This window comes from Aquitalea sp. ASV11 (assembly GCF_016429185.1).
GTDB classification, from domain to species: domain Bacteria; phylum Pseudomonadota; class Gammaproteobacteria; order Burkholderiales; family Chromobacteriaceae; genus Aquitalea; species Aquitalea pelogenes.
Genome location: NZ_JAELUD010000036.1, coordinates 1 through 21500 on the forward strand (window position 1 = coordinate 1; position 21500 = coordinate 21500).

Annotated in this window: 28 protein-coding genes; 20 read left to right on the plus strand and 8 right to left on the minus strand. The window is 57.7% G+C overall.

All coding sequences use genetic code 11. From position 1 onward, the window contains the following. Window positions 1-66: 66 nt before the first annotated feature. From JHD62_RS12445 to JHD62_RS12455, 3 genes are all read right to left on the minus strand, one after another. Window positions 67-663 carry an ATP-dependent Clp protease proteolytic subunit gene (locus JHD62_RS12445; protein ID WP_233160900.1) on the minus strand — a complete coding sequence of 199 codons (597 nt, stop codon included), beginning with the start codon at window positions 661-663 and terminating at the stop codon, window positions 67-69. A gap of 24 nt (window positions 664-687) precedes the next feature. Then, window positions 688-1995: a trigger factor gene (tig, locus tag JHD62_RS12450; protein ID WP_199103167.1), complete on the minus strand. Its 1308-nt coding sequence runs from the start codon at window positions 1993-1995 to the stop codon at window positions 688-690. An 863-nt stretch (window positions 1996-2858) separates the two neighbouring features. Beyond that, the gene (locus JHD62_RS12455) at window positions 2859-4097 is read right to left on the minus strand and encodes a HEPN domain-containing protein (RefSeq protein WP_199103168.1); all 1239 of its coding nucleotides are present in this window, start codon (window positions 4095-4097) and stop codon (window positions 2859-2861) included. Between the two features lie 517 nt (window positions 4098-4614). Between JHD62_RS12455 and JHD62_RS12460 the strand changes: the two genes are divergently transcribed. After that, the gene (locus JHD62_RS12460; RefSeq protein WP_199103169.1) at window positions 4615-4986 is read left to right on the plus strand and encodes a hypothetical protein; all 372 of its coding nucleotides are present in this window, start codon (window positions 4615-4617) and stop codon (window positions 4984-4986) included. A 42-nt stretch (window positions 4987-5028) separates the two neighbouring features. Here the strand turns inward: JHD62_RS12460 and JHD62_RS12465 are convergent, their stop codons facing one another. From JHD62_RS12465 to JHD62_RS12475, 3 genes are read right to left on the minus strand one after another with little or no spacing between them, the layout of a single operon-like run. After that, a complete protein-coding gene (locus JHD62_RS12465) occupies window positions 5029-5568 on the minus strand; it encodes a hypothetical protein (protein WP_199103170.1) in 540 nt (179 codons plus the stop codon). A 39-nt stretch (window positions 5569-5607) separates the two neighbouring features. After that, window positions 5608-6672 carry a phage portal protein gene (locus JHD62_RS12470; protein ID WP_233160902.1) on the minus strand — a complete coding sequence of 355 codons (1065 nt, stop codon included), beginning with the start codon at window positions 6670-6672 and terminating at the stop codon, window positions 5608-5610. Continuing rightward, window positions 6591-8354 (minus strand): terminase ATPase subunit family protein, encoded by a 1764-nt coding sequence (locus tag JHD62_RS12475; protein WP_199103171.1) that lies wholly within the window; start codon window positions 8352-8354, stop codon window positions 6591-6593. Before JHD62_RS12475 ends, JHD62_RS12470 begins: the two co-directional genes overlap by 82 nt. Window positions 8355-8516: 162 nt before the next feature. Between JHD62_RS12475 and JHD62_RS12480 the strand changes: the two genes are divergently transcribed. The 18 genes from JHD62_RS12480 (at window position 8517) to JHD62_RS12565 (ending at window position 19412) form a co-directional block, all read left to right on the plus strand. Further along, window positions 8517-9314: a GPO family capsid scaffolding protein gene (locus JHD62_RS12480; protein WP_199103172.1), complete on the plus strand. Its 798-nt coding sequence runs from the start codon at window positions 8517-8519 to the stop codon at window positions 9312-9314. A 54-nt stretch (window positions 9315-9368) separates the two neighbouring features. Beyond that, the gene (locus JHD62_RS12485; protein ID WP_199103173.1) at window positions 9369-10382 is read left to right on the plus strand and encodes a phage major capsid protein, P2 family; all 1014 of its coding nucleotides are present in this window, start codon (window positions 9369-9371) and stop codon (window positions 10380-10382) included. Continuing rightward, a complete protein-coding gene (locus tag JHD62_RS12490) occupies window positions 10382-11050 on the plus strand; it encodes a terminase endonuclease subunit (RefSeq protein WP_199103174.1) in 669 nt (222 codons plus the stop codon). Before JHD62_RS12485 ends, JHD62_RS12490 begins: the two co-directional genes overlap by 1 nt. 94 nt (window positions 11051-11144) lie before the next feature. Continuing rightward, window positions 11145-11615, plus strand: a complete 471-nt coding sequence (locus JHD62_RS12495; RefSeq protein WP_199103175.1) for a head completion/stabilization protein — start codon at window positions 11145-11147, stop codon at window positions 11613-11615. Then, the gene (locus tag JHD62_RS12500; protein ID WP_199103176.1) at window positions 11615-11830 is read left to right on the plus strand and encodes a tail protein X; all 216 of its coding nucleotides are present in this window, start codon (window positions 11615-11617) and stop codon (window positions 11828-11830) included. Before JHD62_RS12495 ends, JHD62_RS12500 begins: the two co-directional genes overlap by 1 nt. Before the next feature lie 3 nt (window positions 11831-11833). Beyond that, on the plus strand, window positions 11834-12208 hold the full coding sequence (locus tag JHD62_RS12505) for a phage holin family protein (RefSeq protein WP_199103177.1): 375 nt from the start codon (window positions 11834-11836) through the stop codon (window positions 12206-12208). A 2-nt stretch (window positions 12209-12210) separates the two neighbouring features. Then, window positions 12211-12519: a phage holin family protein gene (locus tag JHD62_RS12510; protein WP_199103178.1), complete on the plus strand. Its 309-nt coding sequence runs from the start codon at window positions 12211-12213 to the stop codon at window positions 12517-12519. Further along, window positions 12510-13319 carry an N-acetylmuramidase family protein gene (locus JHD62_RS12515; protein WP_199103179.1) on the plus strand — a complete coding sequence of 270 codons (810 nt, stop codon included), beginning with the start codon at window positions 12510-12512 and terminating at the stop codon, window positions 13317-13319. The genes JHD62_RS12510 and JHD62_RS12515 overlap by 10 nt, the downstream gene beginning before the upstream one ends. Window positions 13320-13661: 342 nt before the next feature. After that, window positions 13662-13874 carry an Rz1-like lysis system protein LysC gene (gene lysC, locus JHD62_RS23075; protein WP_370541057.1) on the plus strand — a complete coding sequence of 71 codons (213 nt, stop codon included), beginning with the start codon at window positions 13662-13664 and terminating at the stop codon, window positions 13872-13874. Continuing rightward, on the plus strand, window positions 13867-14079 hold the full coding sequence (locus JHD62_RS12525; RefSeq protein WP_199103181.1) for a TraR/DksA family transcriptional regulator: 213 nt from the start codon (window positions 13867-13869) through the stop codon (window positions 14077-14079). Before lysC ends, JHD62_RS12525 begins: the two co-directional genes overlap by 8 nt. Next, window positions 14076-14486, plus strand: a complete 411-nt coding sequence (locus JHD62_RS12530) for a phage tail protein (RefSeq protein WP_199103182.1) — start codon at window positions 14076-14078, stop codon at window positions 14484-14486. Before JHD62_RS12525 ends, JHD62_RS12530 begins: the two co-directional genes overlap by 4 nt. Then, window positions 14483-14944: a phage virion morphogenesis protein gene (locus JHD62_RS12535; RefSeq protein WP_199103183.1), complete on the plus strand. Its 462-nt coding sequence runs from the start codon at window positions 14483-14485 to the stop codon at window positions 14942-14944. Before JHD62_RS12530 ends, JHD62_RS12535 begins: the two co-directional genes overlap by 4 nt. 74 nt (window positions 14945-15018) lie before the next feature. Beyond that, window positions 15019-15687 carry a phage baseplate assembly protein V gene (locus JHD62_RS12540; protein WP_199103184.1) on the plus strand — a complete coding sequence of 223 codons (669 nt, stop codon included), beginning with the start codon at window positions 15019-15021 and terminating at the stop codon, window positions 15685-15687. After that, window positions 15684-16040 (plus strand): GPW/gp25 family protein, encoded by a 357-nt coding sequence (locus tag JHD62_RS12545; protein ID WP_199103185.1) that lies wholly within the window; start codon window positions 15684-15686, stop codon window positions 16038-16040. The genes JHD62_RS12540 and JHD62_RS12545 overlap by 4 nt, the downstream gene beginning before the upstream one ends. Before the next feature lies 1 nt (window position 16041). Next, complete coding sequence (locus JHD62_RS12550; protein ID WP_199103186.1) at window positions 16042-16929, plus strand: baseplate J/gp47 family protein; 888 nt, start codon at window positions 16042-16044, stop codon at window positions 16927-16929. Then, window positions 16926-17489 (plus strand): phage tail protein I, encoded by a 564-nt coding sequence (locus JHD62_RS12555; RefSeq protein ID WP_199103187.1) that lies wholly within the window; start codon window positions 16926-16928, stop codon window positions 17487-17489. The genes JHD62_RS12550 and JHD62_RS12555 overlap by 4 nt, the downstream gene beginning before the upstream one ends. Before the next feature lie 15 nt (window positions 17490-17504). Then, window positions 17505-18845, plus strand: coding sequence for a hypothetical protein (locus JHD62_RS12560; RefSeq protein WP_199103188.1), 1341 nt, complete (start codon window positions 17505-17507; stop codon window positions 18843-18845). Window positions 18846-18857: 12 nt separating this feature from the next. Further along, complete coding sequence (locus JHD62_RS12565; protein ID WP_199103189.1) at window positions 18858-19412, plus strand: hypothetical protein; 555 nt, start codon at window positions 18858-18860, stop codon at window positions 19410-19412. 52 nt (window positions 19413-19464) lie between these two features. Here the strand turns inward: JHD62_RS12565 and JHD62_RS12570 are convergent, their stop codons facing one another. Together JHD62_RS12570 and JHD62_RS12575 are read right to left on the minus strand one after the other, a co-directional pair. Continuing rightward, the gene (locus tag JHD62_RS12570; protein WP_199103190.1) at window positions 19465-19683 is read right to left on the minus strand and encodes a hypothetical protein; all 219 of its coding nucleotides are present in this window, start codon (window positions 19681-19683) and stop codon (window positions 19465-19467) included. Further along, a complete protein-coding gene (locus JHD62_RS12575; RefSeq protein WP_199103191.1) occupies window positions 19673-20134 on the minus strand; it encodes a helix-turn-helix transcriptional regulator in 462 nt (153 codons plus the stop codon). Before JHD62_RS12575 ends, JHD62_RS12570 begins: the two co-directional genes overlap by 11 nt. 185 nt (window positions 20135-20319) lie before the next feature. On the opposite strand from JHD62_RS12575, the gene JHD62_RS12580 reads away from it, so the two are divergent. Continuing rightward, window positions 20320-21492 (plus strand): phage tail sheath protein, encoded by a 1173-nt coding sequence (locus JHD62_RS12580; RefSeq protein WP_199103192.1) that lies wholly within the window; start codon window positions 20320-20322, stop codon window positions 21490-21492. Window positions 21493-21500 lie beyond the last annotated feature (8 nt).

The following is a 21500-nucleotide window of genomic DNA, read 5'->3' on the forward strand; positions in this document are numbered from 1 at the left end:
CCCCCCCCCCCCCCCCCCCCCCCCCCCCCCCCCCCCCCCCCCCCCCCCCCCCCCCCCCCCCCCTTTTTAATGATACCGCCACCACCGACATCTACACATCTTACTGTTCGTCGGCAGCGTCAGATGTGTATAAGAGACAGCCATGGTCTGGCCGGAATGCTTGGCCAGCAACTCATTCATCTTGGCCTTCACCTTCACCAGCTCACGGGCATGGATTTCAATATCAGTTACCTGGCCGCTCAGACCACCACCATACAGCAAGGGCTGGTGAATCATCACACGACTGTTAGTCAGCGCAAAGCGCTTGCCTTGCGTACCTGCCGACAGCAAAAAGGCGCCCATGCTGGCAGCCTGGCCAATACACAGGGTGGAGATGTCCGGCTTGATGAAATTCATCGTGTCATAGATGGACATGCCAGCGGTAATCGAACCACCTGGTGAATTGATGTAGAAGTAAATGTCCTTGTCGGGATTTTCCGACTCCAGGAACAACATCTGCGCCACAACCAGGTTGGCCGATTCGTCGGTGACGGGCCCCACCAGGAACACGATACGCTCCTTGAGCAGGCGCGAGTAGATGTCATAGGCACGTTCGCCACGACCACTCTGCTCCACCACCATGGGCACAAGGCCCAGCCCTTGCGGTTCAATCATCGATTTCATCGACCAACTCCGTTTGTATCGTTATCAGGCGTTGTTACCCATCAGGGCATCAAAGGACAGTTCTTCCACTTCAACCTTGGCCTTGGACAGAACAAATTCCACGACATTATCTTCCAGCACCATGGAGGTCGGGCCTTCCAGGCGATCCGCACTGGCGTAATACCAGCTCAGAACCTCTTCCGGATGCTCGTAGCTGTCAGCAAACTCTTCGATCATGGCCTTCACTTGTTCCGGCTTGGCTTCCAGCTTGTTCGCTTCCACCACTTCAGCCAGGATCAGACCCAGTGCCACGCGACGCTCTGCTTGCTGGGCAAACAGTTCCGGCGGGAAAGGCATGTCTTTCACGTTCATGCCGCGTTGCTGCATGTCGCGTTGTGCCTGCTCGATCAGACGACCGATTTCCAGCTGAACCAGCGCCTTCGGCAGGGTGATTTCAGTCGCATCCAGCAGCGCCTGCATCACGGCCTCCTTGGTGCGGGCTTGCAGGCGACGCTTTACTTCACGCTCAACATTCTTGCGAATTTCAGCGCGCATCTTTTCTACGTCGCCATCTGCGATACCCAGCAGCTTGGCGAACTCTTCATTCACTTCCGGCAGGGTTGCTTCAGCAACGTTCTTCACGGTGATTTCAAATACCGCGGTCTTGCCGGCCACATCCTTGCCATGATAGTCAGCCGGGAAGGACACTTCCACATTCTTGACTTCGCCTTCCTTCAGGCCAGTCACACCTGCCTCGAAGTCAGCCAGCATCTGACCCTGGCCAATGACAAAGGGGAAGTTTTCAGAAGAACCACCTTCGAACAGCACGCCATCGATGCTGCCCTTGAAGTCGATGATCACGCGATCACCTTCAGCAGCGGCACGCTCAACGCGGTTGTAGCGGGTACGTTGCTTGCGCAGGATGTCGATGGTTTTTTCGATTTCAACTTCGGTAACCGGAGTGGAAGGCTTCTTGATTTCCTTGTCGGCCAGCTCGCCAACCTTAACTTCCGGATACACTTCAAAAGTAGCGGCAAACTTGAAGTTTTCAGCATCACCTTCAGCGGCAACCGGCTCGAAGCGCGGGTAGCCAGCAACACGCAATTTCTGCTCGCTGACAGCACTGTAAAAACCTTGCTGAACCTGCTCGCCCAACACTTCTTCACGCACCTGGGCACCGTAGTTGGCTTCAACAATCTTCAGCGGAGCCTTGCCCGGGCGGAAACCTTGAATCTTGGCAGTGCGAGCCACGCGCTTCAGGCGCTCGGTCACTTGGGCATCAATGGCAGCCATCGGCAGAGCGATGTTCATGCGACGCTCAAGATTGCTCAACGTTTCCAGTTGTACTTGCATGTTCAATCCTTAAACTAGTCAGCTGAATACGAGTTCGGCTCTTGCACGAACAATTCGTATCTTGGAAAACAGGTGAAACCCTCCAGGGCTTCGGCTCTATATGGGGCCTCAAGCCCCAGCTACAAGTGCAGTTCATACACTGCCAGCGCAACAACCTTGACAGGACAGCACTACATTGCGAAGACGCGCAGTATAGCATGCGCCCTGTTTTGTATGCAGCCGAATCACTGCCACCGGCAAGCATGCTGGGCACACCAGGATGAAAAGGGAAAAATCGGCGAATACCTTACCAAGACTCAGTTCACAGGAACTTGCCATCACGTGACATGCGGGCAAATTCATCCTGGCGTATTGCATGGACTACAGCCGCAGATGATGCACATCCGCAGTGGCAACCTCGCACTTGAAATGCAATTCATAGAAAACCAAACGCAAAACGGGCCTTGTATCTCTACAAGGCCCGCAGTATTTGGTGCCGGCGGCAGGAATCGAACTCGCGACCCCCTGATTACAAGTCAACTGGACGACTCTGCAAGGACGGGGGGGGCGGTGCTGCCGATGCTTCGCAACCGGAGAGTCCGCCCTCCCCTGCGAACCGCGTCAACTCTAGGGCGTGAAAGTCGATTGCGGAGCAGCCATCCGGCTACCTCTGCCAGCCATAGATGGGTTCGACTCCCATTCTCTTCCGCCATCAGAAAGCCACGCCAAGCCACAAAAAACCAGCCGAGACCAAAGCCCTACCATGATTCCAGCCAAGTCAACTAGATACGGAGGCGGCTTCCAACGGCCTCACGCGGCGTCACAATTCGCACGAATTTCGCACAAACCACTTAAAGCCACATTGTTGGAAACCCACATTCACACTAGTTTCCATCAACATGTACAGACATTGCCCCACCTAGAACTAGCTCTTTCCAATTAGGCCAGCCATTTAAGATTATTTTTTGAGTGATATCAGCAGCCAGCGCTTCGTATTGAGGAAAAACTTCTTGGAAGTTCCCGTCATGAATACCACCATTTCTTCTTCTCGGAAGGGTTCCATTGTGTGCAACCGCACTCCGCGCACCATAAAGGTTATTTAGAAGATCATATTTATTCGCTCGATCTACCGTGTCCGCACCAAGCAACCAGCTCCCCCTGAGGCGAAATACAAGTGAAATCTGATCGTTTTTAGACTCATCTAACAGCAGCATTTCCAGCGCAATTCCTAAATCAAGAACCTTATCGGTTGCTTGGCTTCTTCTCTTAGCTTGTGATAAACGACTCAGAATCAAGCGAAGCTTTTCCTTATCTCGTTCCTCTCTGTTATCAAATGAGGCTACTAGCTGAGTGAGCACTGGGAAGGAATCTGAATTGAGCCTCCCCCAGATATCGGTCGAGACATCACTCAATGGGATAGCAGCACCACGTCCACCAAAGTGGCCTAGTGGATACTGTTCAAGCATATAGCTTGTATGGTAGTAAGGCACGCAGACAACGCCATGCAAGCAGTTAATCAGCATTGCAACATCAAAAAGCGGCTGAGATTGCTTTTGATACTCAGAAAAATAGGCACCTGCCGCCACATCGGCCTCACTCCAAAATTTTCTTATTGATATCGTTTTGGTGATAGCACATGTAGGTAGTCTCCTTTGATGTGGACCAATTCGATCTCTGCTGACCGTCAGATAGTCTTCCTTTTCGTCAGAGTCCGGCAGATCATTAATAGGCGTAATACTGATCCCATTTGGTAAATGTAACGATTGCTCCAGCTCTAACCCTACTACCCAAAGGGTATTTTGTATTTCGTGCGTATCAGTAGCAAACCACTGATCAAGCGCTTCTTGTGCAGTCTTCTCCCCATGCCTCTTCGCATACCATATGAACCACATGGCAAGCTCCATTGGTTGAGCCGCGGTCATAATGCTCCCGGCGGCGAGTAAATTACCCTCAAGTGCCTTTATACGGCAATCGTCCATCATAGTCTGGAGAATAGATTGGCCGTATTCAGTTCCTTGCAAAACACTATAATAGGCAATGTATCGCTGGTGCGAATATCTAGGACGTCCATCTTGGATTAGCATTTGAAAATTTGGAATATTGAGCTCATCAATCGTTTGCATCTTTTTCCCTATCATGTATGCAGCAATCAATGCTGCTAACTTTTAAAATATGCTTATGCAGAATAGAATAAAATTCTTCCTGACAACGTGAACCGCCGATTGACATTTTTAGTCAATTAAATGACTGCAATAGCAGAACTGGAGGCAGGTGTTGTTACAAGGAGCTTCAGCTTTGGGTCGTTTTTACATCTCTATCTGCCATCCAAGCTTGACTACCCAACAACAAAATCACCATATCAAGTCTTTCGTAAAGAAGCCATGCACAGTTCGCATGAAACCGCATGACATCAACTAGGTGACATTCCGGCGCAAAAGCCTTGCTACGGACCGTTTACGGGGCAATCATGCAGGTGCATGTTTTTCGGCACGTTAAGTGGGCGGGCGAGGCGGGGCTTCGATTGCGCGCGCTGGGGGTCCACAGGGGTGTTTTTGGGTATTTTTGGAGTTGGCTATGTGTGCCGGTATTGAGTTTGGCGGGCGGCGGATACTCTGGTCAGACGAGAACCCGCAGCTGCCCATGATGAAGAAGGACGGCAGCATCTGCTGGGCACCATGGGGCAATGCATTCCATGAAGTCCGGCGCGATATTCCTGCCGGTGGATGGGCCAGGCTGGAAAGCATCAGGGATGGGAAGTGGAAGCGGTACCATCCTGTCTCGGTGAAGATACCCGCCACCGCATTCATGGAGAAAAACGCCAAGGGTGAGGCGGTTTGGTTCCTGTTGGCATCGGGCATCATGATTCAGGGCGCGGCGATTGAAACCAAGAACCAGATCATGACTGCAGAATGGGGCGACAAAGACGTGCGTGTGTACGTTGTGACCATGCCAGCAGATGAAGCTGTCCGGCCAGTCCATGACAGAATGCCGCGCCTGATACTACAGCCGTAAAAAATGCGCCTCGCGGCGCATCAAATTACACTTCATGCAAATTTACTTAACCACAATGAAAAGCTTAGCTGGAGCATCATATAGTTCTACGCCGGCCTCTTCTGCCGCTTGAGAAATTTCAATACGAGCCGTCTCAAAACACTCTCCAACAACTGACGCCACAACTGACAAGCACTCTTCAATTTCACGCAGACCCATAGTTATGATAGATTTGTCAAAATATCTAAATCCATAATCATTATGACCAATCCGCAAATAATCAACAAACAACCCAATCCTTGCCTTTTGAGATAAACCCAATGGCAAACCTCTCAATAAACATTCACCATACAATTTATCAAGTTTGTGCCCCATACTCCTACCCGCAAGAACACTTTCAGAAACACCTTTCAATCTTAAAAATGCTTTTAAATACAACTCAACCGAATGAGAGCACAAAAACCTAACAGGAATTGAATCAATACCATCACAACTTAAATCATCAAACATACCATCAATAATAAATTTAGCCGACTTCATATAGCTATTAGCCAAATCATAAAATTTCTCATCAATAGAATATGAATTAGCATCAGCAGTCATATGCACTCCAATATTAGATAAAAATTCATTCCAACAAAATCAAACATTCGTATTGAATGACACTACATCATCTCCCACCCACTCATTGATTTCCAGTAGCTTGGCCTGCAGCGGCAGAATTTCATGGTCGTGGAAGACCTCTGCTGCTTTCGTCACATCACCGAAGCCCCCCGTATTACTGGGGATTACCCTCAGCAGCTGGGGCGGTACCCGGTGCGCAGCCAGCACGTCATCCCGCGTCACATTCTTGATGCCAAGGAATTCATCCTTTGCCGCCACTTCGCTGATCGGAATCAGCTGTATGCCGTCCTTCTTGCCATTCGGCACATGCATGAACAGATTGCGGAAGTTGCCCGGCCCCTTGCTGTCACGCAATGCCTTGCGCAGCGCGTTAACATCCTCCTCCTTTGCCGCCGGGTCTGACATATACAGGATGAACCCGGCATGACTGCCGTTCTGGTAATACTTGCGCCGGAACAGCGTGGCAGACTCATTCAGCCAGGCCGACTGCAGCGCGGCCAGGTATTCCGGCAGGCCGTAGACCTCCTGATTAATGTCATGCTCCATCAGATGGAACACGTCGCCAAGCTGCTGCTCCACGCCATAACCCGGAACCCACCAATAACTAGACAGATCAATCCCGCGCCGCACGTACTTTGCCAGCGCGGGCTGCAGCGTCAGCACACCACCAAGCCGGTTTTTCCGGGCTTCAAGGTAGGCATTGCCGAAGATCAGGAAATCCAGCACCAGGCGCGAGAAGTCGCCGCGACTCAGCAGCCTATGCGGGATGAAGTCCTTCACCAGCAGATTGCGTTTGATGGTCAGCGCACTGCCATGGTGGACACTGGCATGCCGACTGCGCGCCAGCCCTTCCCAGCTGATAGGCGGGTCATACCAACGGCCATTGCTGACACACTCCAGGTACTCCAGGATTTCCCGCCGGTCCATGACTGGGGTCGGGTCGCCAAAGGTAAACGCCTGCACATCGCTGGCAGCGGATTTTGTATCGAGGGTGTCAGTCATCAGTAAATTTCCAAAAAGCCGGAATTGGCAGTGGTAGTGCCTTCCAGTGGTTCGTGGGACAGGGCGTGCATGGTTGCCCATGCCAGGTCGGCGTGGCTGGTTTCTTCGGAGCGGCCTGCGGTGAAGGTCATGCGGCTGCCGCCAGCGGTGACGGTTTTCTTGATGGCGAGGAAGGACGCGGCAATGTCATTGCTGCCAGCGTCAAATTCCAGTCGCCCGTTGTTGATCACGTCCAGCGCTTTCAGCACCAAACGGGTTTTCACTTCCGGGCTGTACTGGAAGCCGACTGCATCAGGGCGGAACTGCTTCACCAACTGAAAAACACCGGAACCGATACCGGTTGCATCAATGCCGATGAATTCAACGTGATAGCGCTCGCACTGCTTGCGGATGAAGTCAGCCTGATCAGCAAAGTCCATGCCCTTGAACTGGGCGCGCTCCAGAATGCGGAATTTGCCACCCGGTACCGCTGGAGGGGCCAGCACCACGATGGCAGCATTGTCGCCGGTATAGCTGGGGTCATAACCAAGCCACACCGGGCGATTGCCGAAGGGGCGCTGCGCGAAGGGCTTGAAGTCGTCCCAACACTCCCATGCATCCACCATGCAGCGCTGCAGCTGCTGGAAGCCGAACACAGAAGCACCGTCATCAATGAACTGGCAGTAGAACAGCTGCAGCAATTCTTCCGGACTGTACTCCAGCCGCAGCTGCTCCAGGTCGAACAGATCACAGCCACCGGCCAGTGCGTCTTCAATCGTGACAATCTGCCGCCACTGGCCATCCGCACAGCGCATGCCATGGGCCAGTGCCTTGTGGCTGACATCCAGCCGAATGTGGTCCTTCTTCGGCCTGCCCTTGTTGAAATGCTCACCGGTCCACACCGGATAGGCTTCATGCGACATGGCCGAGGGCGTGGAAAAGTAGGTTTGCCGGTAGCGCTTCTGGCTGGACATGCCGGATGCCAGCTTGCGCAGTTCCTTGTATTTGGGAATCCAGAAATATTCGTCCAGGTACAAGTTGCCGTGCCGCCCCTGTGCGGTGCGGCTGTTGGTACCGAGAAAATTCAACTCTGCACCATTAGGCAGCTTGATCACCTCGCCTTTTAGCTCTACATCGGCCTCCTGCTTGGCAAAGTCCACGATATAGCTGCGGAACTGATGCGCTTGCGCCTTGCTGGCTGACAGAAAAATCTGATTGCGACCGGTCTGCAGCGCGTCGATGAAGGCTTCATGTGCGAAATAGTAGGTGGCACCAATCTGGCGGCTTTTGAGGATATTGCGGATGCGCTCGGTTTCACCGGCACGGTACCAGTGGCGCTGATAGCCAAACATGCGCTCTTGAAACGCAGCCACCAGCTTTATCTGCTGTTCTTCGCTGATCGCATTCTGTTCCGGCTTCTGTCGTGGCCCTGCATTGCGCTTGGCCACGTTCGGATTCAAGTCCGCTTCATTGCCGCCATTGCGATATTTGCGCACCCGCTCGGTGCGCTCCATCAGCCTGCCAAGCGCATCAAGTTCCTTGTATTCGCCGTTTCCCTTATTGGGCATTGCCACCAGCTGGATGATGCGCGCCTCAAGAGCTGCATCAACCCGGTCCAGTGGTGTGCAGTCATCCCATTTGTCCCGCTTTTTCCAGCTGTGCAGGGTGGCAGGCTTGATGTCCAGCTGTTCGCCAATGCGCGAAATCCGCCAGCCCTGGTGATACAGGGAGCGGGCAACCCGGCGCGGGTCCAGGTCTGGCGATGTGGGGAAAAGTATGTCCATGCCGGGCAGCATGCCGCCCATGCGCGTGCCATTCACTGCCGGGGAGTTGTGCCAGAAGACCATACAACACGGATTGATTGAGACAGGCCAAAGCCCCCCGCATCCTGTGCGCATCGCACCGACAACACGTCACGACGAACCAGCACAAGGACAAACCGGAACATGGCAAAAGCTAAGAAATTCATCGTAGCAACCGAGGGGGCAACCTGCGACGGTCGCACGATCAGCCGCACCGACATCGTGCAGATGGCGAAGAACTATGACCCCAAGGTCTATGGCGCACGGGTCAATCTGGAGCACATCAAGGGCTTGCTGCCGGACAGCCCGTTCAAACGCTATGGCGATGTGTTGGAACTGAGCGCAGAAGAAGTAGACGGCAAAATGCGCCTGTTTGCCGTCATCGACCCGATTGACGAACTGGTGTCGATGAACAGGGCACGTCAGAAGGTTTACACCTCCATCGAAATCAACCCGAATTTTGCCGATACCGGCGAAGCCTATCTGGTCGGCCTCGCTGTCACCGACGACCCGGCCAGTCTGGGAACCGAAATGCTGCAGTTTGCCGCCAAGGCACACATCAACCCGCTGGCCAGCCGCAAGAGCCACCCGGACAACCTGTTTACCGAAGCCATTGAATTCACCCTGGAACTGGAAGAAGACACCGGCCCGTCCATCTTCTCCCGCGTCAAGGAACTGCTGTCCATCAAGGGCAAAACCGACGCCGCCAAGTTTGCCGACCAGTCCGCCGCCATCGAGGCACTGGCCACCAATCAGCGCGAACTGCAAGAAAACATCACCGCCCTGAATTCCTTGCAGAAGACCGTGGAACAACAGGCCGCAGACCTCGCTGCACTGACTGAACAGCACGAAGCCATCGTCACCAAGCTGTCGGCAGACCCCGCCAGCCCGGCCCGCCCTGCGGCAACCGGTGGTAACGCCGAACCCGTCACCGACTGCTAATCCAAGGCCAGGGCAACACCCTGGTCAAGAACAGACCATCAAACCGGAGCCATCATGCGCAACGATACCCGACTGAAGTACAACGCCTTTGCCGCCGCCATTGCCACCCTGAACGGCGTGGAAGATGCCACCAAATCTTTCAACGTCAGCCCGTCTATCCAGCAGACACTGGAAAACCGTATTCAGTTGTCCAGCGAATTCCTCACCAAAATCAACATGGTCCCGGTGCAGGATCAAGAAGGCGAAAAGCTGGGGCTGGGCATCATCGGCACCGTGGCCGGGCGCTCTGCTGGCCAACGCCAACCGCGCTCCATGGCCGACTTCACCTCTGGCAAATACCGCTGCGTGCAAACCAACTTTGACACCGGCATCCCTTACGCCCAACTGGACGCCTGGGCCAAGTTCAAGGACTTCCAGACCCGACTGCGCGACATCATCATCAAGCAGCAAGCACTAGACCGCATGATGATCGGTTTCAACGGTACTTCTGTTGCCGATACCACCGACCGCAACGCCTACCCCCTGCTGCAAGACGTGAACAAAGGCTGGCTGCAGCTGTACCGCGACAATGCGCCGGAGCGCGTGCTGAAAGAAACCAAGGCTGGCAGCGGCAAGATTAAAGTCGGGCCGAATGTTCTCGCTGCTGACGGCTACAAGACGCTGGACGCGCTGGTCTATGAAGCAATCAATGGCATGGTCCATGAAGCACTGGCCGAAAGCCCGGACCTGGTTGTCATCGTGGGCCGTGACCTGCTGGCAGACAAGTATTTCCCGTTGCTGAACAAGGACCAGGCACCGAGCGAGCAAACAGCCGCCGATATGGTCATCAGTCAGAAACGCATCGGTGGCCGCCCGGCTGTCAGTGCGCCATTCTTCCCTGCCGGCAAGATGCTGATTACTCCCCTGTCCAACCTCTCCATCTACTACCAGGAAGGTGCGCGCCGCCGCTACCTGCGCGAAGAACCGGACTGGAACCGCGTCGCCAACTACGAATCGAGCAATGACGCTTACGTGGTTGAAGCCTATGAAGCGGGTTGCCTGATCGAAAACATCGAGATGGTGGCGTAATGAACCACGCTCGCGCCCACTTCATGCGCGAATCCGCTGCCAAGGCATCGGCAGTGGATTCCGGCCTGGAAAACTGCAACGCCTATGAACTGATGCTGATGAAGATGGCGGAAGACCGCCGCCGCCTGAAACAGATTCAGTCCGTCGAAAACAAGGCCGTGGTAAAGCGCGAAATTCTGCCGGATTACGCGCCATGGGTGGATGGTGTGCTGGCTGCCGGTAAAGGTGGTCAGGACGATGTGCTGGTGACGGTCATGCTGTGGCGTATCGACGCCGGGGATTATTCCGGTGCGCTGGATATTGCCGAGTATGCCTTGGCCCATAGCCTAACCATGCCGGACCGATTCGGGCGCACCACCGCCACGGTGGTGGCCGAGGAAATTGCCGACGCCGCCAAGCGCACCCGCGATGCTGGCCAGCCATTCGACCTTCCCACCATCAGCTATGTCATCGAGCTGACCGCCAAGGCAGACATGCACGACCAGGTGCGCGCCAAGCTGCATAAGGAAGCTGGCTTGTTGCTTTCCGCCAGCGACCCGGTTGCCGCAGTGGAACACCTGCGGCGTGCCCAGCAGTTGCATGACGGCGCGGGCGTGAAAAAGCAGATCGAGAAACTGGACCGCACCATCAAGAACATGGCCACACCGCCCGACAGCGGCACGGCCTGACCGAGCGACCCCGCGCGACTGACGGCAGGGGGTGGAAGCCAGGCGCAAGCCAGCGGCGGAACCCCCCTCCACCGTCACCCCACAAGGAGCACGCATGTTTGTCAGCAGCCAGACCACCCCGGCAGAAGAAAACAGCCCGGCCATCAAGGCCGGACACTTCTGGCCGGAAATCAACCCGGCCACCGCCCGCGAAGCCATGCGCCTGAATGGCACGGTGACCGGCATGCGCCTGCGCCATGCGCTGGTGGAAGCCATTGCCAGCGTCAACAGCGAACTGGCCGACTGGCGGGTGCGACAAGTGGCCACCGGCTATTCCAGCCTGCAAGCCGTGCCTGCCGAGGAAGTGGATAGCCAGTCAATTCTGGTAGCGCGCTGGGTGCGTGCTGTCTACGCCACGGCGGCGGCTGATCTGTATGAGCGCTATCGCGGGTTTGATACCACCGGCAAGGCTGAAAAGCGGGCGGATGAAGAAGACTGCGCCGCTGATGACTTGCGGCGGGATGCCCGGCTGGCCATCCGCGCCATTCTCGGTGTGACCGGCGGTGCCGTCGTGGAACTGATCTGATGCGCGTCATCACTGCCCACCAGCGCGACACCGTGGACGCCATTGCATGGCGCTACTACGGCAAGACTGCCGGGGTGGTGGAAGCCATCCTGCAGACCAATCCGGGGCTGGCCGACCACGGTCCGCTGCTGGCCCTGGGCACCGCCGTCACGCTTCCAGACCTGACCACTGCCGAAGCCACCACCAAAAAAACACTGATCAATCTATGGGACTGAACCATGGCTGAACCTGTTAGCTCCACTGCCACCACTGCCAGCCTGCTGGCCGTGGCGCTGCTTACCCTGTTCCCCGGCATGGACCCGGACGTCGTACTGGGTGCCTTCGCCGGTGCCTCGGTCTTTGTCATCAGCGCCACCGACCTGCCGCTATTCAAACGCTTTACCTTTTTCATCCTCTCCTTCACCGCAGGTCTGCTCGCCGCCCGCATGGTGGCCGGCATCATCGACACCGCCCTGCCCGCTGAAATCGAAGTAGCGGAAAGCGTTGGTGCCATGGCGGCCTCCGCGCTGGCCATCAAGCTGTTGCTCTGGCTGATCCAACTGGCCGAAGACCCCGCCAAAGCTGTGCGTGACATCAAAAAAGGAGGCTCCTGACCATGCTGCAACTCCTCAATATCAGCATCTGCCTGCTGATGGCCTTCACCCTGCTCTGCTTCCGCCGCCAGGGCGCTGCTTACCGGCCATTCGCCAGCCTGCTGGCCTACCTGCTACTGCTCAGCACCACCAGCATTGCCCTGCTGCAACTGCTGGGCCTGCCCGAGCACAGCAAGCTGCCGCAGCTCTTTATCAATCTGGTTCTGCTGCTGGCGCTGCTGGCCCAGCGCGGCAACGTGGCCGAAGTGTTCCGTAATAGCAGCCGGGAAAGTCGGCTGGCCAACTGGCTGAGGAAAGAAAAATGGATCTGATATTGAAATCCGGCGCACATGGACTGCCGGTGCAAGAACTACAAGGCCTGCTGACAGCCGCAGGCTTCAAGGTAGTGGTCGATGGCTGGTTTGGCGCTGCCACTGCCGCAGCCGTCATGGCAGCACAGCGCCGCTTCGGCCTGGTGGTCGATGGCGTGGCAGGCCCCAAAACCATGGCCGCACTACGTGGCCAGGATACCGGCCACTGCCTGCGCGAAGCCGACCTGCAGGCCGCCGCCGACAAGCTGGACCTGCCGCTGGCCAGCATCAAGGCCGTCAACGCGGTGGAGTCTATCGGTTGCGGCCTGTTGCCGGATGGCCGCCCGAAAATCCTGCTGGAACGTCATGTAGCGTACCGGCTGGCCAAAGAAGCCGGGATGGATGCCGATGCACTGGCAGAACGCTTCCCGGCCATCATCAACAAAGCCAGGGGCGGCTATGCCGGTGGTGCCAGCGAGTGGGTGCGCTTTGACAGCCTGCGCGGCATCACCAGCCAGGCTGTGGCTGTCGGTGCATGTAGCTGGGGACTGTTCCAGATCATGGGCTATCACTGGCAGGAACTGGGCTACCCGGCAGCCGAAGAGTTCCAGATGGCCATGTTTGCCAGTGAAGGCAATCAACTGGATGCCTTTGTCCGCTACGTGCAGAACGACCAGGCATTGCTGAAAGCCCTGCGCGCCCGTAAGTGGGCCGACTTCGCCCGCCTCTACAACGGCCCGGCCTACGCGGAAAACAGCTATGACGCCAAGCTGGCCGCAGCCTATGTGCGCTTCGCACCGGCAGAAAAGGCCGCCGCATGATTCCGACCTTGTTTGGCCGCATCGTCAGGGCCACATTGCTGGCCGTCGCGCTGGCTGCTGGCTTCACGGTCTGGCAGCAGCATGGCCAGTTGCAGACAGCAACCACCCGGCTGGATGAATTCACCCAGGCCAATGCATCGCTGAACACCGCCAACCAACTGCAAGCCAGACAACTGGTGGCCATGCAGCGCAATGCGGACAACCAGGCCGCTGCCACTCTGCAGCTGGCCGACCGGCTGGACCGCCTCGACCGCCAATCCTCTGCAACTGCCGTAAAACTGGAAGCCGCCATCCATGCCACGCCCGCCGCTATCGCTTGGGGCAGCACTGCTATTCCTGCTGATGTTGCCCGCCTGCTCGACACCACCACCGACCGCACAGCCAGTGCGCCCGCTGGTCAGCAGCCCATGCCCGCCGGTATCAGCCTGCCGCCTGCCGGAACTGGCACCGAAGACCAACAAACAGCTGGCGGAAAGCCTGCTGCAGCACCGGGCAGCATTGGAGCGCTGCGCGGCGCAGATCGACAGCATCAGGAGTTGCCAGCGCCATGACTGATTTTTACGACCGCGCCCAGGAACTGGAGCAGAAGCAACGGGACGCCGCCCTGCGCCATCAGGAAGCCGCCAGCCGTCCGCTGGGTGCCAGCCTGACCCACTGCGATGACTGCGGCAAAGCCATCCCGCAAAAGCGCCGTGAAGCCTCACCGGGCTGCACCCGCTGCATCAGCTGCCAAACCCTTGCCGAAAGACACCGCCGATGAACAAGCCCGCCAGCCTGCGCGCCGCGCTGGAAAACGCCCTGCCGGAACTGCGCGACAACCCGGATCGCCTGCTGATGTTCATCGAGCAGGGAAATCTGGCCGCCCGGCCCGGCAGCTTGTCGTTTTCCTACGGCTATACCCTGTCCATCGTTGTGCTGGACTTTGCTGGTCACCCGGACAGCATCATGGTGCCGGTGCTGGACTGGGTGCAGGTCAATGAACCGCCACTGATGCAGAACGCCGACCGGCTGGCCGATGGTCTGAAATTCGAGGCCGAAATCCTGAGCACCAGCAGCTGGGATTTCCGCCTGACCATCAAGCTGACCGAGCGCGTCAGCGTGCAGAAACAGGATGATGGCAGCGTCAGCCTTGCCCACCTGCCGGAACCGAAAGCGGATTGGGAATGAGCCGCGAACCACTGGCCCAGCTTGAAACAGAACTGGCCGGGCTGCTGGACAGCATGGACAGCAAGGCTCGCCGCACGCTAGCCCGCCAGATCGCCAAACAGCTGCAAGCCAGCCAGCAGCAGCGCATCCGCGACCAGCTGAACCCGGACGGTACCGCCTTTGCACCACGCAAGCCCCAGATGCGCGCCCAGAAGGGACGCTTACGCCGCCAGATGTTCACCAAGCTGCGCCAAGCCAAGTGGCTGAAAACAGAAGTCAGCCCGGACACTGCCGCCGTCCAGTTTGTCGCCCAGGTCGAGCGCATTGCTGCCGTGCACCAGTACGGCCTGCGCGACAAGGTGGGAGGCCGCAGCAAGGCCGAAGCCAGCTACCCTGCCCGCGAACTGCTGGGCTTCACGGTCGAGGACATCAACCAGGTGCGCGCCAAGCTGGTGGACCACATTGCCGGTTCACGTTGACCGGATGTTGTCCGACTTCGCCTTACAACAGCCACCGCACCACAAGCCAACTTCCCACCGGCACACTGCCAGCCATGGATGAATACGCCGAACACAACCGCTTGATTGAATCGCTGCTGCGCCTTGGGACCATCGCCCAGGTACAGGCGAAGCCGCCGCGTGTGCGCGTCCAGTCGGGCCAACTCACCACCGACTGGCGGCCATGGTTTTCCGTGCGCGCTGGCACCACCAGCGAGTGGAACCCGCCCAGCGAGGGCGAACAGTGCCTGCTGCTGTGCTGCAGTGGCGACCCGGCCACCGGCTTTGTGCTGCTGGGCATTCCGTCCGACCAGTTCCCGCCGCCATCTGAAAACCTTGATGAACACGTCCGCCGCTACCCGGACGGCGCAACCATCACCTACAACCACGCCACCGGGGCGCTGTCCGCCGTGGGCATCAAGACGGCGCTGCTGCAAGCCGCCGACAAAGTGACCGTGGATTGCCCGCTGACCGAGCTGACCGGAGACGTCCACATCATGGGCGATCTGACGGTGAACGGTGAAGCGCTGATCAAGTCGCTGCTCACTTACATGGCAGGCATGTCCGGCCAGGGCGGCGCGTCCGGCAAGACAGTGATTCGTGGCGACATCCAGCATGTCGGCGCATTCGCCCATACCGGCGGTGCCTTCACATCAGATTCCATCCTGCAGGATGGCCACCACCACCAGGACAGTCTGGGCGGCATGACAACGGAACCGAAATGACCCGCTACCGTGGACTCTCCAGCAAAACAGGCCAGACGCTGACCGATGACGCACACATCAGCGCCAGCATGGAAAACATCCTGACTACCCCCAAGGGCAGCCGCATCGCCCGGCGCGAGTACGGCAGCGACCTGCCGGACATGATCGACAAGCCGCTTAACGGCAAGACCCGTATGCAGTGCATGGCAGCCAGCGTCATTGCACTGGCGCGCTGGGAACCCCGCGTAGACATCAGCAAGGTGCAGATGCAGGTGGGAACCGGCGAACAGGCAGGCGCGCTGGCCATTGAAATCACCGGTACCAAGCGGGATGGAACCGGTAACTATGACCAATCAATCACTCTGAGGGGCTGACATGATCGACCTTGCCACCCTGCCAGCACCGGCCATTGTGGAAGTGCTGGACTATGAAGACATTCTGGCCAGCACCAAGGCCCAGCTGCTGGCGCTGGTTCCTGCCGACATGCAGGCCAGTATTGCCACCACCGTGCAACTGGAATCCGAACCACTGACCATGCTGCTGCAGCTGTGCAGTTACCGCGAACTGCTGCTGCGCCAGCGCATCAACGAGGCGGCAAAAGCCAGCCTGCTGGCCTACGCCGAAAAAGAAGACCTGGACAACAAGGCGGCTGACTATGGCGTCAGTCGTCTGCTGATTACCCCCGCCGACCCGACAGCCACGCCCCCGGTCGAGGCGGTATGGGAATCCGACAGCCGCGTGCGCACCCGCTGCCAGCTGGCACTGGAGGGCATGACAGTTGCCGGGCCGCGTGGTGCATACCGCTTCCATGCGCTCAGTGCCAGCGCCAATGTGCTGGACGTCAAGGTGACATCACCGCAGCCGGGGACGGTGCGGGTGTATGTGATGGATGCCCGCAGCAATGGCGTACCAGACCAGCCGCTGCTGGATGCCGTGCAGGCCTACCTGTCGGATGAAACCCGCATCCCGCTGTGCGACAGCGTGGAAGTACAGGCCGGGCAGCCGCGCACCTGCACCATCACCGCCCGGCTGGAGCGCGATGCCGATCTGTTTGCCGCATCTGGTGGCCTCACCGAAGCGCGCCGCCGACTGGATACCATGCTGGAAACCCGCCGCCGCTTGGGTGAACTGCTGTCACTGGATGACATCATTGCCGCCATCAAGCTGCCGGGCGTGCGACGCATCAGCCTGCCCGCGCCTGTGACAGACATTGTCTGTGCAGACGGTGAATTCCCGCTGTGCATCGGGGTGGACCTGCAATGAGCCATGACCTGCTGCCACCCAATGCCACCGCGCTGGACAGTGCACTGGCCACCGCTACGGATATTGATCTGCCCACGTTCGGCCTGCGGGGCATCGGCGCATCCACCACCTGCCCGGCACCGGCACTGCCATGGCTGGCGTGGGAACGCTCGGTAGAAAACTTTGACGCGGCAGCCACCGAAGACAAGCAGCGGGCGCTGATACGGTCATCCCTGTTTGTGCATCAGCACAAGGGAACGGTGGCGGCGGTGCGGGAAGTATTCCGCCTGCTGGGACTGGGAGAAGTGACGATTGAGGCAGGCCGCTCTGGCTTCAAGCGTGACGGAAGCCGCCGCCGCGCCGACTTCTACAAGCGCGGTACCCGGTCCGACAACTGGGCGGAATACCGCGTCATCTGTTACAGCCTGCTCACCGTGCAACAGGCCACCATCGCCCGCCAACTACTGGCCGACATTGCCCCCACCAGCCGCCACCTGCACAGCATTGATTTCAGCCATGCGGCACTGGTGCGCAATGGCTATGGCAAGCGCAACGGCAGCTATTCACGCGGCAAGAATTAACCGGAGAAATCACCAATGGGAAACCTGAACGAAACTGCAAACTGGGAACCAGGCGTCCCCTACTTTGCCGCCGACGCCATCCTGACCGGCGGGCCGGACTGCCCGGACAATATCCCCATCCAGGCACTGACCAACCGCACCGCCTTCCTGAAAAAGCAGATCGACGATGCCGTGTCTGGTGCGCTGGTCACCATGACAGCCAAAAAACTGCAGACCGCCCGCGACATCACGATGACCGGAGACGGGGCTTGGGTCGTGTCATTCGATGGGTCGGGTAATGCCACCGCTGCCATGGCGCTGGCAGACAGCGGTGTGGTGGCAGGAACTTATCCGGTGGTAACGGTGGACAGCAAGGGTCGTGTCACCGCCGCGCGCGCACTGCAATCCTCCGATCTACCAACAAATGTCGTGCTAAGTGGGGCACCAATCGCACCAACTGCAGAACCGGGTACAAACACCCTGCAGATCGCAAATACCGCTTACGTGCAAGCCGCTATAGCTGCACTGGTGGCATCATCTCCTGCTGCGCTCGACACGCTGAACGAGCTGGCCGCAGCACTCGGCAACGACCCGAACTTTGCCACCACGATGACCAACTTGCTGGCACAGAAGGCGCCATTGGCATCACCAGCGCTGACTGGAAATCCTACTGCTCCAACACAAGCACAGTTTGATAATGACACGTCGATTGCGACGACAGAGTTTGTACAGCGCGCATTGGGTAATTACGCTGGCAGCATTACCTATGCAGCAACCGGGAACATCTCAGCCACGGCTGCAGGCAAGATTATCGCCTTCGATTCTACTTCGCCGATTACGATGACTATTCCTTCTGCTGCAACAGTTCCTGACGGTGCAAGTTTTTTCATGCTGAATGGCAACTCAGGGGCAGTGACGCTTCAGGCTTCCGCCGGAGAGTCAATTTTCTATCTTGGCGACGGTACAGCTAAAACACCGGTACTGGCTGCAGGTGGATCGCTGCTTCTGCGACGCCTTTCCGCTGTGTCGTGGCAAGTTTTTGGCGGAACAGACCAACTCGGGTTTTCCGCAAACTTTGGCTCTCTGCTATCTGCCACCGGCTATCAAAAACTTCCGAGCGGGATCATTCTTCAGTGGGGTCGTGCGGTGAATGGGACAGTAGGGCCCATTACCATCACCCTCCCAATTGCATTCCCAACTGCCAATTTGATTGCACTGGCATTTCCAATTATCGGTACTCCTACTGGATGGGACTCTGCAACACACACCGGATCAAATAGTTTGACTCAGGTAGCATTTAATCGCCGATCCGGGAACGGGACGACCATAAGTGCAACGTCGAATTTTGATGTGTACTGGCTCGCCATCGGTCACTAAGGAATCCAAAGAATGACTAAATTCGCATCGAAATCGACATGTGGTTTCTACACCGCAGAAATTCACGGCAGCAATATGCCGGATGACGTTGTGGAAATCACAGATGAGCAGCATGCTTATCTGATGGATGGACAGTCATCTGGAAAGCTTATCGACTGGACTGGAGGTATGCCGGTTTTAGTTGATAGTGCGCCGCGTACTGCTGTTGAGCGACGAGCGCAACGACTGTCAGAAGTTAATGCTTATGCAGCCATTCGGCTGGGGAAACTTTCTGCGGCATATCCGGAAGGCGAGGTACAAAGCTGGTCACAGCAAACCCACGAGGCAGAAGCACTGACTAACGATCCCACCGCACCATCTCCCTTGCTGACCTCTATCGCCACCGCACGTGGCGTCCCGCTTTCCGCACTAGCCTCACGAGTACGTGCCAAGGTAGCTGCCTACGCTGTAGCAAGCGGCCAGATCATCGGCCAGCGCCAGGCACTGGTAGATGCGCTCATGGCCATCGATCTGCAAGCACCGAATGCCGCTGAACAAATAGCCGCCATTACATGGCCCGATGAATAGAGCAATCAAAGGCGCAATACAAAAAAGCCCCACTTCGGTGGGGCTTTTGTCATCAGCGCGGGCTGATCTGCTGTATGCCTTGCGTCAGCCTTCTGGATTCATACTCCAGCGCAGCCGCGCAGCTACGGGTGAAAAATCCGATGCTTGGATCATCGTAGTTTTCGGCCAGCGTGCCGCCCAGCTTGTGCAGGCAGATGCACAGGTTTTCCAGCGTTTCCCTGCTGTCAGCACCTATCAATGGGTTAAGCGCTGCAGCTTGTTCATGGCTCATCATCAGCAGTCCCTTCCCCGGCATTCATCCGGCTGTCATGGTGGCCCGATTGTGCGGGGAAAACACTGGCCCGCGCATCGGCGGATCCGCCGATCCCTGTGCCAAAGTCCAGCCCGAACACCCGCGCCACCAACTGGCGGGTATCCACATGCGTCTGCCCCGGTGGCGGCAGCAAACCCAGCTTGTCCTTGCAGCTGCCCAGGTGCTGGCGCAAGGTGCGCTGGCTGATGCCCAGGCGCTGGGCGGCGTCCCGGTAACTCAGCCCGGCAGCCATCAGCAACAGCACTTCAACTTCCCGCCCGGTCAGCCGGTCCAGCACCGCCTGGCGTATCTGCTCCCGCGCCACGTTATCAGCCAGCCACTGCCGCAGCTCGGCCAACAAGGCCGGCTTGTCTTCAACCGGAATATCCCGTTGTGCCGTGCTCGACAACACATCCAACAACGACAGCATATCCCCGGTGTCCGTTTGCTCCAGATACTGCTGGAACAAAGACATCAGGCGCTGCGACATGCCGGAATAACCACAAAATACAAAGGGGCCACATGCTATGTTGTGCCGGCCCGCCCTACAACAGACCAGCGCAGACCCACGCCCCACCACAAGGCAACATGCTCGGAACCTCACAGGAGAAAAGCATGGCGCAAGATTTTCATCACGGCGTCCGGGTACTCGAAATCACGGAAGGTGCCCGTTCGATTCGCACCGTATCCACTGCCATCATCGGCATGGTATGCACCGCTGACGATGCCGACCCGGTAGCCTTTCCGCTGGACACCCCCGTCCTGATTACCGATGTTGACGCGGCAATTGGCAAGGCCGGTGTCACCGGCACGCTGGCCAAGTGTCTGGATGCCATTGCCGACCAGTGCAAGCCGGTCATTGTGGTGGTGCGCGTCAAGAAAGGCGCAACCGAGGCCGAGCAAAACGGCCTGGTCATCGGCACCACCAATGCCGCAGGCCGCTTGACCGGCCTGAAAGCACTGCGTACAGCAGAAAACAAGCTGGGCGTGAAGCCGCGCATTATCGGCGCGCCCGGCCTCGATACACTGCCCGTCACCACCGAACTGGCCGCCACCGCCATCAAGCTGCGCGCCTTTTCCTATGCCTATGCCTGGAACTGCAAGACGGTGGCGGATTGCCTGACCTACCGGTTGAACTTCGGCCAGCGCGAACTGATGCTGATTTGGCCGGACTTCATGGCATGGGATACCACCGCCAACGCCGACGTCATCACCTGGTCAACTGCCCGCGCACTGGGCCTGCGCGCCTATCTGGATGAAGCCCAAGGCTGGCACAAAACCCTGTCCAACGTGCCGGTACAGGGCGTGGATGGCATCAGTATCGACGTGACTTGGGATTTGCAGGACCCGGCCACCGATGCGGGCATGCTCAATGCCAAGGAAATCACCACCCTGATACGCCGCGACGGCTTCCGCTTCTGGGGCAACCGCACCTGCAGTGCTGACCCGCAGTTTGCTTTCGAGTCTTACACCCGCACCGCCCAGGTGCTGGAAGACACCATGGCCGAAGGCCAGTTTTGGGCCATGGACAAACCCATGTCGCCAACCCTCATTCGTGATGTGGTGGAAACCATCAAGGCCAAGGGCAAGAGCATGGTCACCCAGGGCTATCTGCTGGGCTTCAATTGCTGGTTCAACGCTGCCGACAACGACCCGCAGACGCTGGCCGCTGGCAAGGCATGGATTGACTACGACTACACCCCCGTCCCGCCGCTGGAAAACCTGATGCTGCGCCAGCGCATCACCAGCCGTTACCTGCTGGACTTCGCGGCCCAGGTCAACAGCTAACCATCTGG